Below are 13724 nucleotides of genomic sequence, written 5' to 3'. Positions count from 1 at the left end.
GTCAGCCCTTCTTCGTGCCGAGGTCGGCGGCCCACGGGTAGTACATCGACACCATGGACGCCGGGGGGCCGGTGTACTTGTCGCCGAGCACCATCACCGAGGGCACCTGCACCAGCGGGATCCACACCGCGTCGTCGGCGAACTTCTTCTGCGCGTCGATGACGAGCTCCGCGCGCTCACGGTCGTCGATGGTCTGCTGGGCCTTGCCGACGAGGGCGTCATAGCCCTTGTCCGAGTAGCCGAGCCAGTTGTTGGAGTTGCCGGTTATGCCGTTGTCGTAGAAGCCCGCCGGGTCGGCCTTGGAGATGTACCAGTCGACCGGGATCAGGTCGAAGCCGTCCCGGGACTTCGGGTCGGAGAAGAACTCGTCGTAGCGGCTCGAGGCGATCGTCTTGACGGTCACCTTCAGCCCGATCTTCTGGGCCGCGCCGCGCACCGCGTTGGTGATGACGGTCTGGCTCTCGCTGCCGTCGCTGGAGACGATGATCGGCTCGCCGGGCGCCCCGGCCTGCTCGACCAGCTTCTTCGCCCGCGCGATGTCGTCCGACGACGGCGAGGCGGTGTAGGCGCCGTTGTGCTCCAGGTCCTTCTGGGCCTTCTGGAAGGCGGCCTTCTCATAGCCCCACGCCCCGGGGCCCACGGGGGTCGCCCAGGGCTCCGCGAGGCCGTTGAAGCCGGACTTGGCGATGCCCTTACGGTCCATGGCCAGCGACAGCGCCTTGCGCAGCCGGGCGTCCTTCAGCGCACCGCTCTTGGTGGGGCTGAGCGACCAGGCGGTGGTGCTCTGGCCGTAGTAGGCGCGGATGCCCTTCTTCTTGGACAGGACGGCGGCCGGGCCGGTGGCCGTCAGATAGGCGCCGTCCGCCGCGCCCGTGGAGACGGAGTTGACCAGTGCGCTGCCGGAGGCCCAGCGGAAGACGACCTCCTTCGTCAGCGGGCGGACGCTCTTGTCCCAGTAGTCCGCGTAACGCTCGATGGTGAGGGAGGAGCCGGAGTTCCAGCTCTTCAGCCGGTACGGTCCGGTGCAGGCGTCGGGGTGGCCGGGGGTGCCGAAGTCGTCGCCCTGCTTCTCGACCGCCTTGCGTTCCATGATGATCCCGGCGTCACCGGCCAGGGCCTTGGTGAACAGGGCGCTCGGCTTCTTGAAGGTGACGGTGACCTCGGACGGGCCGGTCTTGGCGATCGTGTCGACGTCCTCGTACTCGTCCGACTCGTTCATCTCCGGCCGGGCGTGCCGCTTGAGGCTCCACACCACGTCGTCGGCGGTCATCTTGGCGCCGTCGTGGAAGGTGACGTCGTCGCGGAGGGTGAGGACGAGCTTCTTGTCGCCCGTGTACTCGGCCTTCTTCGCCAGCCGCGGTGTGGTGGTCATGTCGGGCCGGAGCAGGAGCAGCCGTTCGCAGATGTTGGCCATCACGGTGCGGGTGCTGCTGCCGCCCTGGGCGTCCATGTCCAGGGAGGCGGGTTCCTGTTCCACGATCCAGTTCACCGTGGTGGCCGCGCCGGTGGCCTCGGGGGTGGTGTCGGTGAGCTTGAGCTTGGCGGGATCCACGGTCGCGCCGCCGGACCCGGAGGTCGCCCCGGAGCACCCGGCGGTGAGCAGCAGGGCTCCCGCGAGGCCGACTGCGGTGGTACAGAGCTTGGTTCTCATGGCAGGCTCTCTGGTCGTTCGGACGTGAAGACGCGTCAGTTGGGGGCGTGCGGACCGTCGTAGAGGTTCCAGGGCAGGTGCTGGTATTCGTGGTCGCAGGGAGTGCCCGGGGTCACGTGGTAGTCGCCGGTGGTCAGGTCCACGCAGGAGGACAGCAGCGTCGCCCACCACTTGACCTCGGGCTGCCGGGTGTCGGGGTGGGTGCACAGCCCCTCGGGGTGGCCGAGGTGGTCGGACATGGCCTGGTGGATCAGCTTGCGGGACTCGTCCGGCTCGGTGGCCTCGCGGAGCCGGCGCAGACCGGCCTCGGCCCGGGGCACCCGGATCAGCGAATCGGAGGACTCGGGGCGGTAGCGGGCCGCGAGCTGGACGGGGACGGTGGTCTGGTAGTGGTTGCCGTGGACGAGCAGACCCTCGGTGGGATACATCCAGCCGTGTGCGCCCGGAGTGGTCTCCAGGTCGAGGGCGAAGCCTTCGCGGCAGGTCAGCAGGGCGTTGCTGGCGATGTGTCCGCGGGTGCGGCACAGCACGTCGACCGCCTCGCTGATCGACTCGCTGTCCAGGACGCGGCGGCGGATCACGGTCTGGGGCAGCCCGACGGCGTCGTCGAAACGGCCGCCGAGACCGTTGGCGTTGAGGGCGACGCCCGCGGAGTTGGCGCCCTGGCGGCCGATCTGCCCGGCCTCCACCTGCATGATCACGGTGGGGTGCGGGGGCTGGACGATCCGGAGCATCATGACGGTGTCCGCGACGCCCGCCCGCCAGTCCCAGTTCTGGCCGCAGTAGACATGGCCGTCACCGCTCGCCTCCCCCAGCACGGCGAAGGACGTGCAGCCGTCGGTCACCTCCCGGTCCTCGGTGACGTCCGCCGGGGCGTCCGTCCGGGCGCGCATCCGGGCGAAGGTCTGGTCGTAGATGATCTCGCCGCGGGCGTTCAGCGCGAGCACGTCCAGGAGCCCGACCCCCGCCCCGTCGGCGATCCCGCTCATCTCCTCGACGAGTTCGGGGGCGTACGCGCGCACCGGCTCCAGCCAGCGCTCGGCGCGTGCGGTGACCTGGTCCCAGGTCAGCCCCGACGATTCGCCGAACGCCTGCTCGTAGTAGGCGAGCGCCGCGCCGATTCTTCCGCGCGCCGCCTCGCCGTACTGGCGGCCGCGCTCGGCCGGCGGGCCGGAGATCTCGACGATGGGGAGGGTGGCGGCTGTCATGGCACTCCTGTGTTCTGAGGCCCGGACCCACGAGGGGCTGTAATGTTTGTTTCAGAAATCAGCGCTCTTGGAACGATGAGCCCAGATAGTAATGTCCGTCACAGGGAAGTCAATAGCTGTAATGAGCGAACCGAAAAACGTTACCGGGGCGACACGGCTGGCCTCCGCGGTCCGGGACATGTGGGGTGAGCTGTCCGCTTCCGAGCGGGTGGTGGCCCAGTACCTGGTGAGCGCCCCACCGGAGAATCTGCTCTTCGCGAGCGCACAGGAGCTGGGCGCGGCCAGCGGCACCAGCAACGCCACCGTCGTCCGCGCCCTGCAGCGCCTCGGCTACGCCGGCCTGCCCGCGCTCAAGCGGGAGCTGGCCGCCGGCTTCACCTCCGCGACCGCCCCCGAGGAGCGGCTCAAGCAGCGCATCGCCCGCGTCGGCCGCCACGACCTGGACCAGGTCAAGGACCGGGTCTTCGACGAGGCCGCGGAGCGTCTCGACCAGTGCCGCCGCCTGCTGGAGACGGATGTGCTCAAGCAAGCGGTGCAAATGCTGGCGGACGCGCGCGAGGTGGTCGCCTACGGCGTCGGCGCCTCGGAACTCGCCGCCCGGCATCTGGTGCTGAAGCTGCGCCGGGCCGGCCGCCGAGCGCGCTTCATCGGCGCCACCGGCTTCACCATGGCCGACGAACTGCTGAGCCTCGGCCGCGGCGACGCCGTGGTGATCCTCCATCCCGGCCGCCGGCTGCGGGAGTTCACCGTGCTCACCGACCGGGCCCGGGCCGTCGGCGCGGGCGTCGTACTGGTCACCGACGTCCCCACCGGCCCCCTGGCCACCCACGCCGATGTGGTGATCAGCGCCCCGCACACGCCCACCGGCATCACCGCCGAATCGCTGGCGGGCATCGTCGTCATGGACACCCTCGTACTGGCCCTCGCCTCACTTGACGAGCCCCGGGCCGTCGAAGCCTCCCATCAACTCACCGTGCTGCGCGGCCAGTTGATCGACCAGGCCGAGCCCCGGCCACGCAAGAGCTGACTGACCGCCCGGGCCGGACCCCGCGACCGTCGAGGATCGGAAGACGCCATGCACCGCGAACCGCCGCCCGGCTGGCCGGACGGGGCCCGCTGCGCCGTCATGCTCGGCTTCGACGTGGACGGCCCCACCCTGTGGCTCGACGACCGCGCCACCGGGCGATGCGACGACGCGCGGGCCTTCTCCATCGGTGCCTACGGCCCCTGGAGGGGCACCCCGCGCCTGCTGGATCTGCTGGAGGACCGCGGGCTGCCGGCCACCTTCTTCGTCCCGGGCAAGATCGTCGAACAGCGGCCCGCCCAGGTGAAGGACATCGCCGCCTCCGGTCATGAGATCGGCCATCACGGCTGGCTGCACGAGACCTTCTTCGACCACCCCCGCGCGGCCCAGCGCGACATCATCGAGCGCGGCCAGGACCAACTGGAACGCACGGCCGGGGTACGCGCGGTGGGGTTCCGCAGCCCCAGCGGCGACATCGCCGCCGACACCCCGTCGCTCCTGGAGGAGCTGGGCTTCTCCTACTCCAGCTCCATGCGCGGCGACGACCGGCCCTACCGCTGGGAGATCGACGGCCGCACCACGGACCTGATCGAGATCCCCGCCCACTGGGAGCTGGACGACTACCAGCAGTTCGTCTACAACGAATCCCCGCCCGAGCCACCCGGCCTGGACCGGATCGCCGGCACCCTCGCCACCTTCGACAACTGGCGCCGCGAGTTCGACGGCTACCACCGCTGGGGCCTGTGCTACGTCCTGATGCCGCACCCCCAGGTCATCGGCAAACCCCAGCGGGTACGCGCCCTGGAGCGCCTGCTGAACCACATCGGGCGCTTGGGCGACGTGTGGTTCGCCACGGGAACGCAGGTGGCCGAGCACTGGCGGCGGACCGCCGGTATGGAAAGGGGGCCGGGGCCGGAACCGGAAGGCCACCCGCAGCGGGTGAGGGCCGCCTGGCGCTCCTCCTCGCCGCCGCCAATGGGGCCATGACGATGAGGAGGGGGCGGTCACGGCCGCGTCGCGGGTGGCCGCCGCCAGCATCGCGTCAAGACTTCCCGTCCTCGCGTCAGCGTCGCGTCAGGGACGGCCTCCCTCCGCAAGGCGCGGGACTTACCGTCCTGTCCGGGCCCCGGTCCGCTGTCCGGTCCGGTGCCTTCCCCGCTCCCCCTGGAGGCACGTCATGACCAACCGTCTGTACGGAGACGACCCCGAGCCCGACGAACCCGTCCCGGCCGGACGCGTCCTGTACGTCCCCGTCCGGCCGGGACCCGCCGGCTGCGCCGTGCGCATCTTCCGTACCCCCCATGGCGGCCGTACCGCTGTCGGCTTCTCCACCCGGCGCAAGCTGACCGCCGTCCTCGGCGCCCGGCAGCCGTGGATCCGGCTCGGCGAACCGGCGCTGCGCGCCCTCACCGAACCGCTCGGCGCCACCTCGCTCACCGTGGACCCGCGCCTCGCGGTCCGCGATGTCGCACCGCCGGCGCCGGAGCGCCGCGACGACACCAGGCTCGCACGGCGCCCGCGGACCGTCGGCGCCCTGCGGGTGGCGGGGGCCGCGGCCCTCGTCGGGTTCCTCGGCGTATGGCTCGGTTGAGGGAGGACGCCATGGTCACGCCACTGATCACCAGCACCGGGCCCCGCCCGCCGCACACTCCGCCCCTCGACGGCGCGCTGTCCGTCTGGCCCGCCTCGACCGCCCCGCTCGCCCACGGGGACCTGGCCGTCGGCGGAGTGTCGCTCACTGAGGTCGCGGACCGCTTCGGCACCCCCGTGTACCTCCTCGACGAGGGCGAGGTCCGGGCCCGCTGCCGCGCCTACCACGACGCCTTCCCGGAGGCCGCCGTCCTCTACGCCGCCAAGGCGTTCCTGTGCCGCGCCATGGCGCACTGGGTGGCGGAAGAGGGCATGGGCCTGGACGTGTGCTCGGCCGGCGAGCTGGAGCTCGCGGTCACCACCGGTTTCCCGCCCGAGCACATCGTGCTGCACGGCAACGCCAAGAGCCCGCAGGACCTCCAGGCCGCCCTGCGCCTCGGCGTCGGGCGCATCGTCATCGACAGCCCCTCGGAGATCGCCCGGCTGGCCGTCGCGGTGCCCGAGGGCGGCCGCCAGAAGGTGATGGTCCGGGTCGCCCCGGGCATCGCCGCGGGCGGCCACGCCAAGATCCGTACCGGCACCGACGACCAGAAGTTCGGCCTGTCGCTGGCCGATGGCTCGGCACACCACGCCATCGCCCGCATCCTCGACCAGCCACATCTGGAACTGGTCGGCCTCCACTGCCATCTGGGCTCCCAGATCACCTCCGCCAAGCCCTATCTGGCGGCCGTACGGCGCATGGTCGGCCTGCTGGCCCGGGTCCGGGACCAGCACGGGACCACCCTCCCCGAGCTGGATCTGGGCGGCGGGTACGGCATCGCCTACCGCCCCGGCGAGCCCGCCCTGGACATCGCCGCGCTCGGGCCCCGGGTGCGCGCCGAACTGGCCGACAGTTGCGCGGCGGCCGGGCTGCCCGTGCCCCGGCTGATCATCGAACCGGGCCGCGCCGTCGTGGGACCGGCCGGGATCGCGCTGTACCGGGTCCTGGCCGTCAAGCTCACCGGGCACCGTACCTTCGTCGCGGTGGACGGCGGGATGAGCGACAACCCCCGCCCGGCGCTGTACGGAGTGCGCTACGCGCCCCGGCTCGTGGGCCGCGCCACCACGGCGCCGCTCGCCACCGCCACCGTGGCCGGACGCCACTGCGAGGCCGGGGACGTGCTGGCCGGCGAGGCGGAGCTGCCCGGCGACATCCGCCCCGGCGACCTGCTCGCGGTGCCGGTGGCGGGCGCGTACCACCTGTCCATGGCCTCCGGCTACAACCTGGTCGGCCGCCCGCCGGTGGTCGCCGTGGCCGACGGCAGGGCGCGGCTGCTGGTACGGCGCGAGTCGCTGGACGACATCCGCAGCCGCGACGTCGGGCTGTAGCGGCGTCGGTCGGTAACGACGGGGGCGGTGACCGCGTGGAGCGGCCACCGCCCCCACACCAAGGGCCCCGCGGGGGCGGCGTGCAGGCCGCCCCCCGCGGGGCCTTGGCATGCGGCGGAGAGAGCGGGGAGGGCGGAAGGCGGTGCCCCCACGGGAACCGACGCGCACTCAGGTAACGGTGCCGTGCACCGTGTACGCGCCGGCCCGCGGTGTCAGCGGCGACAGTGCTGGTCATCGCGCTGATACCCACACACCGCTGAGCGGCCGTTCCGCGGCTCTCTCCGCCGCGAGACTCAACCTCGCACGGCGCGGATGGGCGATCCATGGGCCTTGTCGCCACCCTGACGCCATGCCCTCGGGGATTGACGCGGCCCTGATGGACCCGTGTGGCCGACGTCAGGCGAACGTCAGGACCGCGGCGCCCGATGACCGGGATCCGATACCACCGTTCACTCCATCGGCTCGATTTGCGCCAAAACACCGTCGACGTCGTCGGACAGGACATCGAGGTCGCGCTAACAAGGGTCGTCGGTGACCGAGGTGGTACGCGGTCACGGCGGCCCTTACGACCCGACCCGCCGGGGAGTTGTCCGCATGTCAGATGTGGTGTTCATCGTCCTGACCATCGCCGTGTTCGCCGTCATCGGCGCGGTCGCGAAGGGAGTCGGCCGACTGTGAGCGCCGACAACCTCGTGGGACTGACCGTGGCCGCGGCCCTGCTCGGCTATCTGGTGCTGGCCCTGATCTTCCCGGAGAGGTTCTAGTGAGCGGCACCCTCGCGGGCTGGCTCCAGGTGCTGGCGCTGGTGGCGGCGCTGGCCCTCTCCTACCGGCCGCTGGGCGACTACATCGCCCGCGTCCTCACCACGCCCCGGCAACTGCGCGCCGAGCGGCTGGTCTACCGGCTGGCGGGGGTGGACGGGGACGCCGATCAGCGGTGGAGCGCCTATCTGCGCGGGGTACTCGCGTTCTCCGCGGTGTCGGTGCTCTTCCTGTACGGATTCCTGCGGCTGCAGAACCATCTGCTGCTGTCGCTCGGCAGGCAGCCGATGCCTCCGGCCCAGTCCTTCAACACGGCCGCGTCCTTCGTCACCAACACCAACTGGCAGTCGTACTCCGGCGAGGCGGCCCTGGGGCATCTGGTGCAGATGGCCGGGCTCGCGGTGCAGAACTTCGTCTCGGCGGCGGTGGGCATCGCCGTCGTCGCCGCCCTGATCCGCGGCTTCACCCGCAAGGAGACCGACCGGGTCGGCAACTTCTGGGTGGACCTGACGCGGATCGTGCTGCGGGTCCTCCTCCCCCTCGCGTTCGTCTTCGCGATCGTGCTGGCGGCGGGCGGTGTGATCCAGAACTTCCACGGCGTCGACTCGATCCCGGCCATCGCCGGGGGCCACCAGAGCGTCACCGGAGGCCCGGTGGCCTCCCAGGAGGCCATCAAGGAGCTGGGCACCAACGGCGGCGGCTTCTACAACGCCAACTCCGCCCACCCCTTCGAGAACCCCAACGCCTTCACCAACTGGCTGGAGATCTACCTCCTGCTGGTGATCTCCTCCGCGCTGCCGCGCACCTTTGGCCGGATGGCCGGGGACAACCGCCAGGGCTACGCGATCGTGGCGGTCATGGCGCTGATCTGGGCCGCCTCGGTCGCCGTCGTCACCGTCAACGAGCTGCACAGTGTCAGCAGCCAGGCGGGCCATGCGGCGGGCGGCATGATGGAGGGCAAGGAACAGCGGTTCGGCATCTGGGCCTCGGCCCTCTTCGCCGCCTCCACCACGCTCACTTCCTGCGGAGCCGTCAACTCCTTCCACGACTCGTACTCGCCGTTCGGCGGCGGGATGACGATCTTCAACATGATGCTGGGCGAGATCGCGCCCGGCGGTACCGGCTCCGGTCTCTACGGCATCCTCATCCTGGCGGTCATCGCGGTCTTCGTGGCCGGGCTGATGGTCGGGCGCACCCCCGAGTACCTGGGCAAGAAGCTCGGCAGCCGGGAGATCAAGTTCGCCTCCCTGTACATCCTGACCACCCCCGCGATCGTGCTGGTCGGCGCGGGCCTGGCGATGGCACTGCCCGGCGAGCGCGCCGGGATGCTCAACCCCGGACCGCACGGCTTCTCCGAGGTGCTGTACGCCTTCACCTCGGCCGCCAACAACAACGGCTCCGCCTTCGCCGGGCTCGGCGTCGACACCGCCTGGTACAACACCGCGCTCGGCCTCGTCATGCTCTTCGGCCGTTTCCTGCCGATGGTGTTCGTCCTGGCGCTGGCCGGGTCGCTCGCCGGGCAGACCCCGGTGCCGGTCACGGCCGGGACGCTGCCCACCCACCGGCCGCAGTTCGTCGGTCTGCTGACCGCCGTGGTCCTCATCGTCGTCGGCCTCACCTACTTCCCCGCTCTCTCGCTGGGACCGCTCGCGGAAGGGCTCCAGTAGTGTCCTCACCATCCCGCCCCGTCTCCGGCGGTCTGCTCGACCCGAAACAGCTCATCGCCTCCCTGCCCGACGCCGCCAGGAAGCTGGACCCGCGGGGCATGGTCAGAAACCCGGTGATGTTCGTGGTGGAGGTCGGCGCGCTGCTCACCACCGCGCTGGCCTGCCGGAGTCCCAGCGTCTTCGCCTGGGTCATCACCGTCTGGCTCTGGCTGACCGTCCTCTTCGCCACGCTGTCGGAAGCCGTCGCCGAGGGACGGGGCAAGGCCCAGGCGGAGACGCTGCGGCGGACGAAGACCGCCACGGTCGCCCGCCGGCTCGTGGACTGGCGGCCGGGGGCGACGGGGGCGCCGGAGGAGGAGGTACCGGCCGCGGAACTGCGGCTGGGCGACCATGTGCTGGTCGAGGCGGGGCAGCTCATCCCCGGGGACGGGGATGTGGTCGAGGGCGTCGCCTCGGTCGACGAGTCGGCGATCACCGGCGAGTCGGCGCCGGTCATCCGCGAGTCCGGCGGCGACCGTTCGGCGGTCACCGGCGGTACGAAGGTGCTGTCGGACCGGATCGTCGTGAAGATCACCTCCAGGCCCGGGGAGACCTTCATCGACCGGATGATCGCGCTGGTGGAGGGCGCGGCGCGGCAGAAGACGCCGAACGAGATCGCGCTGAACATCCTGCTCGCCTCGCTCACCATCATCTTCCTGCTCGCCGTGGTCACCCTGCAGCCGTTCGCGATCTACGCCCGGGCCGAGCAGTCCATCGTGGTCCTGGTCGCGCTGGTGGTCGCGCTCATCCCCACCACCATCGGCGCACTGCTGTCCGCGATCGGCATCGCCGGTATGGACCGCCTCGTCCAGCGCAATGTCCTCGCCCTGTCCGGCCGCGCCGTGGAGGCCGCCGGGGACGTCAACACCCTGCTGCTGGACAAGACCGGCACCGTCACCTTCGGCAACCGCCAGGCCGCCGAGTTCCTGCCGGTGGGCGGGACGGCGGTCGAAGAGCTCGCGGACGCCGCGCAGTTGTCGTCGCTGGCCGATGAGACGCCGGAGGGCCGTTCGGTCGTGGTCCTGGCGAAGGAGACGTCCGGGCTGCGGGCGCGGGACGAGGGTGAGCTGGGCGAGGCCCGGTTCGTGCCCTTCACCGCGCAGACCCGGATGAGCGGGGTGGACATCGGCGGCCGTCAGGTGCGCAAGGGCGCCGCCTCGGCCGTCGCCGGCTGGGTGGCCGGTCACGGTGGCCGGTCCGGCGCCGATGTCCAGGCGGTCGTGGACCGGATCTCGCAGGAGGGCGGCACCCCGCTGGTGGTCGCCGAACGCGCCGACGGCGCGGCCGCCCGGGTGCTCGGCGTGATCCACCTCAAGGACGTGGTCAAGCACGGGATGCGGGAGCGGTTCGATGAGCTGCGGCGGATGGGCATCCGCACGATCATGATCACCGGCGACAATCCGCTGACCGCGCGGGCCATCGCCGAGGAGGCCGGGGTGGACGACTTCCTGGCGGAGGCCGCGCCCGAGGACAAGATGGCGCTCATCCGGCGGGAGCAGGCGGGCGGCAAGCTGGTGGCGATGACCGGCGACGGCACCAACGACGCCCCGGCACTGGCCCAGGCGGACGTCGGGGTGGCGATGAACACCGGTACGTCGGCCGCCAAGGAGGCCGGCAACATGGTCGACCTCGACTCCGACCCCACCAAACTCATCGAGATCGTGGAGATCGGCAAGCAACTGCTCATCACGCGCGGTGCGTTGACCACCTTCTCCATCGCCAACGACGTGGCGAAGTACTTCGCCATCATCCCCGCGATGTTCACCGTGGTCTATCCGGGCCTGGAGAAGCTCAACGTCATGCGGCTGCACAGCCCGACCTCGGCCATCGCCTCCGCGATCATCTTCAACGCCCTGATCATCGTCGCGCTGATCCCGCTCGCCCTGCGCGGTGTCCGCTACCGGCCCTCCTCGGCGGCGGACCTGCTCGGTCGCAATATCGGGGTCTACGGCCTCGGCGGGCTCGTGCTGCCCTTCCTCGGCATCAAACTCATCGACCTGGTCGTCCAGTTCATCCCCGGACTCCGCTGACCGACGCCCCGCCAGGACGCCCCGGAAGAAGGCATCGCCGTGACCCGCTCGCTTCCCACCGTGGTCCGCACCCACCTGTCCGCCCTGCGGATCCTGCTCGTGCTCACCGTCGTCACCGGCGTCCTCTACCCGCTCGCCGTCACCGGAGTGGCCCAGGGCGCCTTCCCGCACGAGGCCAACGGCTCACGGATCACCCGGCACGGCACGGTCCTGGGCTCCAGTCTGATCGGCCAGAACTTCGCCCTCCCCAAGACCCACCCGGGGAATCCCAACGAGACACTCAGACCCGATCCCGCGTGGTTCCAGCCCCGCCCGTCCGCCGGCGGCTACGACCCCCTGGCCACCGGGGCCTCCAACCTCGGCCCCAACAACCCGGTCCTGGTCCGGTCGGTCGAGGCGCGGCGTGCCGCGGTCGCGAGGTTCGACGGCGTCGCCCCCAGGGACGTCCCGGCCGACGCGGTCACCGCCTCCGGCTCCGGCCTCGATCCGCATATCTCCCCGGCGTACGCCTATGAGCAGGTGAACCGGGTCGCCAGGACCCGAGGGCTGCGGCCGGCGACCGTGCACGCGCTGGTCACCGCCCACGTCGAGGACCGCGTCCTCGGCTTCCTGGGCGAGCGGCGGGTGAACGTCGTCCAGCTCAATGCCGCACTGGCCGACCACCGATGAGGCGCCCGGCGCGCACGGCTGCCACCGGGCCGAACGCCGTTCGCACCACCGCGGCCCTGACCCGGAACCTCGCTCAGTAGACTGGACCAGCCAGTCCAGTCGAGAGGGGACGTCATGCGCAAGGAGCTGACGGCAAAGGGGAAGGCCACCCGGAACCGGATCATCGAGGGCGCGGCCGCGGTGCTGCGCGAGAAGGACGTGTCGATCGCCACGCTCGATGACGTCATGGCGCGCACCCACACCAGCAAGAGCCAGCTGTTCCACTACTTCCCCGCCGGGAAGGACGAACTGCTGCTGGCCGTCGCACACCACGAGGCCGACCAGGTCCTGGAGGACCAGCAGCCTTACCTCGGGTGTCTGGACTCCTGGGAGGCGTGGCAGCGGTGGCGCGATGTGGTGGTCGAGCGCTACGAGGAGCAGGGTGAGGAGTGTCCGCTGGGCTCACTGGTCCTCCATCTGGGCCGCTCCACCCCGGGCGCCCGGGAGGTGGTGGTGGCGCTGATGCGCCAGTGGCAGGGGAGCCTGGCCACCGGTATCCGGGCCCTGCAGACGGCCGGACACCTGCCCGCCGACCTGGACGTCGAGCACCGCGCGGCCGCCCTGCTGGCGGGCATCCAGGGTGGCGTGGCGATTCTCCAGTCGACCGGCCGAGCCGAGCATCTGCGGGCCGCGCTCGATCAGGGCATCGGGGATCTGCGACGCGCCGCCGCCTGATCGGGGTGACGGCGGACGGGCAGGTCGACCCGGCGGCGACGGGCAGTCCGCGGCGCGGCGCGGCGGCGGCGAATGGACTTGCAAGTCCATTTTTTTCTTCGCACAGTGGCATGACCCCCGGGCGGATCCGGGCGGTGCCCGCGCGCCTGGCCTGATCGAGATCGAGGTCGCGTCCCGCGGGACATCGATGGCGCGGATGACGAGCGTGGCAGGAGCGCGTGATGAGTGGACGGCTGCAGGACAAGAGGGCTCTGGTAACCGGTGCGACCAGCAACATCGGACGGGCGATCGCGGAGATGTTCGCCGCCGAGGGCGCGCACGTGATCGTGTCCGGGCGCAGCGCCGAGCGGGGCGCCGAGGTCGTCGGCGCCATCCGCGCGCGGGGCGGCCGGGCCGACTTCGTGACGGCGGATCTGGACGGAAGCGCCGAGGCGTCCCGCGCCCTGGCCGAGGCGGCGACGTCCGCCCTGGGCGGGGGCATCGACATCCTGGTCAACAACGCCGGCGTCTACCCCGGTGACAGCACCGCGGACACCGATGAGCAGACCTTCGACCGCGTCTACGCGGTGAACGTGAAGGCGCCGTTCTTCCTGACCGCCGCGATCGCTCCGGCCATGGCCGAGGCCGGTGGCGGAGCGGTCATCAATCTGGGGTCCTGGATCGCGCGGCTGGGCATCCCCATCGGCGCGCTCTACAGCTCCACCAAGGGCGCGATGGAGACCCTGACGCGAGCCTGGGCGGCCGAGTTCGGCCCGCGCGGCGTGCGGGTGAACGCGATCTCTCCCGGAGTGGTCCACACCCCCGTACCCGGAGAGGTGCACCCGGGCGACGTCATGATGAACGGCACCCCGGCCGGGGGCGTCGGAAGTCCGCGGGCCATCGCACACGCCGCGGTCTACCTCGCCGGTGACGAGGCCGCGTTCGTCCACGGCATCGTGCTGGACGTCGACGGCGGCCGCACCACGGCGGCCGTCATCGCGGCGTAGCGGCCGAGCGGTCGCGG

At 71.4% G+C, this 13724-nt stretch carries 13 protein-coding genes; 11 read left to right on the top strand and 2 right to left on the bottom strand.

Features of this window, described 5'->3' with window-relative positions; genetic code table 11:
- Position 1 precedes the first annotated feature (1 nt).
- Both CGL27_RS37680 and CGL27_RS37675 read right to left on the bottom strand, forming a co-directional pair.
- Positions 2-1651: an ABC transporter substrate-binding protein gene (locus tag CGL27_RS37680; protein ID WP_119992159.1), complete on the bottom strand. Its 1650-nt coding sequence runs from the start codon at positions 1649-1651 to the stop codon at positions 2-4.
- Between the two features lie 35 nt (positions 1652-1686).
- Positions 1687-2859, bottom strand: coding sequence for a C45 family peptidase (locus tag CGL27_RS37675; RefSeq protein ID WP_119992158.1), 1173 nt, complete (start codon positions 2857-2859; stop codon positions 1687-1689).
- Positions 2860-2980: 121 nt separating this feature from the next.
- On the opposite strand from CGL27_RS37675, the gene CGL27_RS37670 reads away from it, so the two are divergent.
- The 11 genes from CGL27_RS37670 (at position 2981) to CGL27_RS37620 (ending at position 13707) form a co-directional block, all read left to right on the top strand.
- Positions 2981-3886, top strand: coding sequence for a MurR/RpiR family transcriptional regulator (locus CGL27_RS37670; protein WP_078640100.1), 906 nt, complete (start codon positions 2981-2983; stop codon positions 3884-3886).
- Positions 3887-3934: 48 nt separating this feature from the next.
- Positions 3935-4870 (top strand): polysaccharide deacetylase, encoded by a 936-nt coding sequence (locus tag CGL27_RS37665; protein WP_119992157.1) that lies wholly within the window; start codon positions 3935-3937, stop codon positions 4868-4870.
- Between the two features lie 190 nt (positions 4871-5060).
- Entirely contained in the window at positions 5061-5474 is a 414-nt protein-coding gene (locus CGL27_RS37660) for an SAV_915 family protein (RefSeq protein ID WP_119992156.1), read from the top strand.
- Between the two features lie 11 nt (positions 5475-5485).
- On the top strand, positions 5486-6841 hold the full coding sequence (lysA, locus tag CGL27_RS37655) for a diaminopimelate decarboxylase (RefSeq protein ID WP_119992155.1): 1356 nt from the start codon (positions 5486-5488) through the stop codon (positions 6839-6841).
- 531 nt (positions 6842-7372) lie between these two features.
- Positions 7373-7519: a hypothetical protein gene (locus tag CGL27_RS51140; RefSeq protein WP_205587816.1), complete on the top strand. Its 147-nt coding sequence runs from the start codon at positions 7373-7375 to the stop codon at positions 7517-7519.
- The gene (gene kdpF, locus CGL27_RS37645; RefSeq protein ID WP_119992153.1) at positions 7516-7605 is read left to right on the top strand and encodes a K(+)-transporting ATPase subunit F; all 90 of its coding nucleotides are present in this window, start codon (positions 7516-7518) and stop codon (positions 7603-7605) included. Before CGL27_RS51140 ends, kdpF begins: the two co-directional genes overlap by 4 nt.
- The gene (kdpA, locus tag CGL27_RS37640; RefSeq protein WP_119992152.1) at positions 7605-9269 is read left to right on the top strand and encodes a potassium-transporting ATPase subunit KdpA; all 1665 of its coding nucleotides are present in this window, start codon (positions 7605-7607) and stop codon (positions 9267-9269) included. The genes kdpF and kdpA overlap by 1 nt, the downstream gene beginning before the upstream one ends.
- Complete coding sequence (kdpB, locus tag CGL27_RS37635) at positions 9269-11338, top strand: potassium-transporting ATPase subunit KdpB (RefSeq protein ID WP_119992151.1); 2070 nt, start codon at positions 9269-9271, stop codon at positions 11336-11338. Before kdpA ends, kdpB begins: the two co-directional genes overlap by 1 nt.
- Positions 11339-11377: 39 nt before the next feature.
- Positions 11378-12007 carry a potassium-transporting ATPase subunit KdpC gene (gene kdpC, locus CGL27_RS37630; RefSeq protein WP_119992150.1) on the top strand — a complete coding sequence of 210 codons (630 nt, stop codon included), beginning with the start codon at positions 11378-11380 and terminating at the stop codon, positions 12005-12007.
- A 114-nt stretch (positions 12008-12121) separates the two neighbouring features.
- A complete protein-coding gene (locus tag CGL27_RS37625) occupies positions 12122-12721 on the top strand; it encodes a TetR/AcrR family transcriptional regulator (protein ID WP_078640112.1) in 600 nt (199 codons plus the stop codon).
- A gap of 221 nt (positions 12722-12942) precedes the next feature.
- Positions 12943-13707: an SDR family oxidoreductase gene (locus tag CGL27_RS37620; protein WP_078640113.1), complete on the top strand. Its 765-nt coding sequence runs from the start codon at positions 12943-12945 to the stop codon at positions 13705-13707.
- Positions 13708-13724 lie beyond the last annotated feature (17 nt).

The sequence above is a fragment of the Streptomyces sp. 11-1-2 genome, from assembly GCF_003595545.1.
Classification (GTDB): domain Bacteria; phylum Actinomycetota; class Actinomycetes; order Streptomycetales; family Streptomycetaceae; genus Streptomyces; species Streptomyces hygroscopicus_B.
Note: the sequence above shows the minus strand (reverse complement) of the source record. Positions and strands in the feature narration are given on the sequence as shown.

Bases quoted from the DNA above. Each gene is read 5' to 3' on its own strand.
- CGL27_RS37620 (WP_078640113.1), top strand. From the start codon at position 12,943: ATGAGTGGACGGCTGCAGGACAAGAGGGCTCTGGTAACCGGTGCGACC.
- CGL27_RS37680 (WP_119992159.1), bottom strand. From the start codon at position 1,651: ATGAGAACCAAGCTCTGTACCACCGCAGTCGGCCTCGCGGGAGCCCTG.
- CGL27_RS37675 (WP_119992158.1), bottom strand. From the start codon at position 2,859: ATGACAGCCGCCACCCTCCCCATCGTCGAGATCTCCGGCCCGCCGGCC.
- CGL27_RS37660 (WP_119992156.1), top strand. From the start codon at position 5,061: ATGACCAACCGTCTGTACGGAGACGACCCCGAGCCCGACGAACCCGTC.
- CGL27_RS37665 (WP_119992157.1), top strand. From the start codon at position 3,935: ATGCACCGCGAACCGCCGCCCGGCTGGCCGGACGGGGCCCGCTGCGCC.
- CGL27_RS37625 (WP_078640112.1), top strand. From the start codon at position 12,122: ATGCGCAAGGAGCTGACGGCAAAGGGGAAGGCCACCCGGAACCGGATC.
- lysA (WP_119992155.1), top strand. From the start codon at position 5,486: ATGGTCACGCCACTGATCACCAGCACCGGGCCCCGCCCGCCGCACACT.
- CGL27_RS37670 (WP_078640100.1), top strand. From the start codon at position 2,981: ATGAGCGAACCGAAAAACGTTACCGGGGCGACACGGCTGGCCTCCGCG.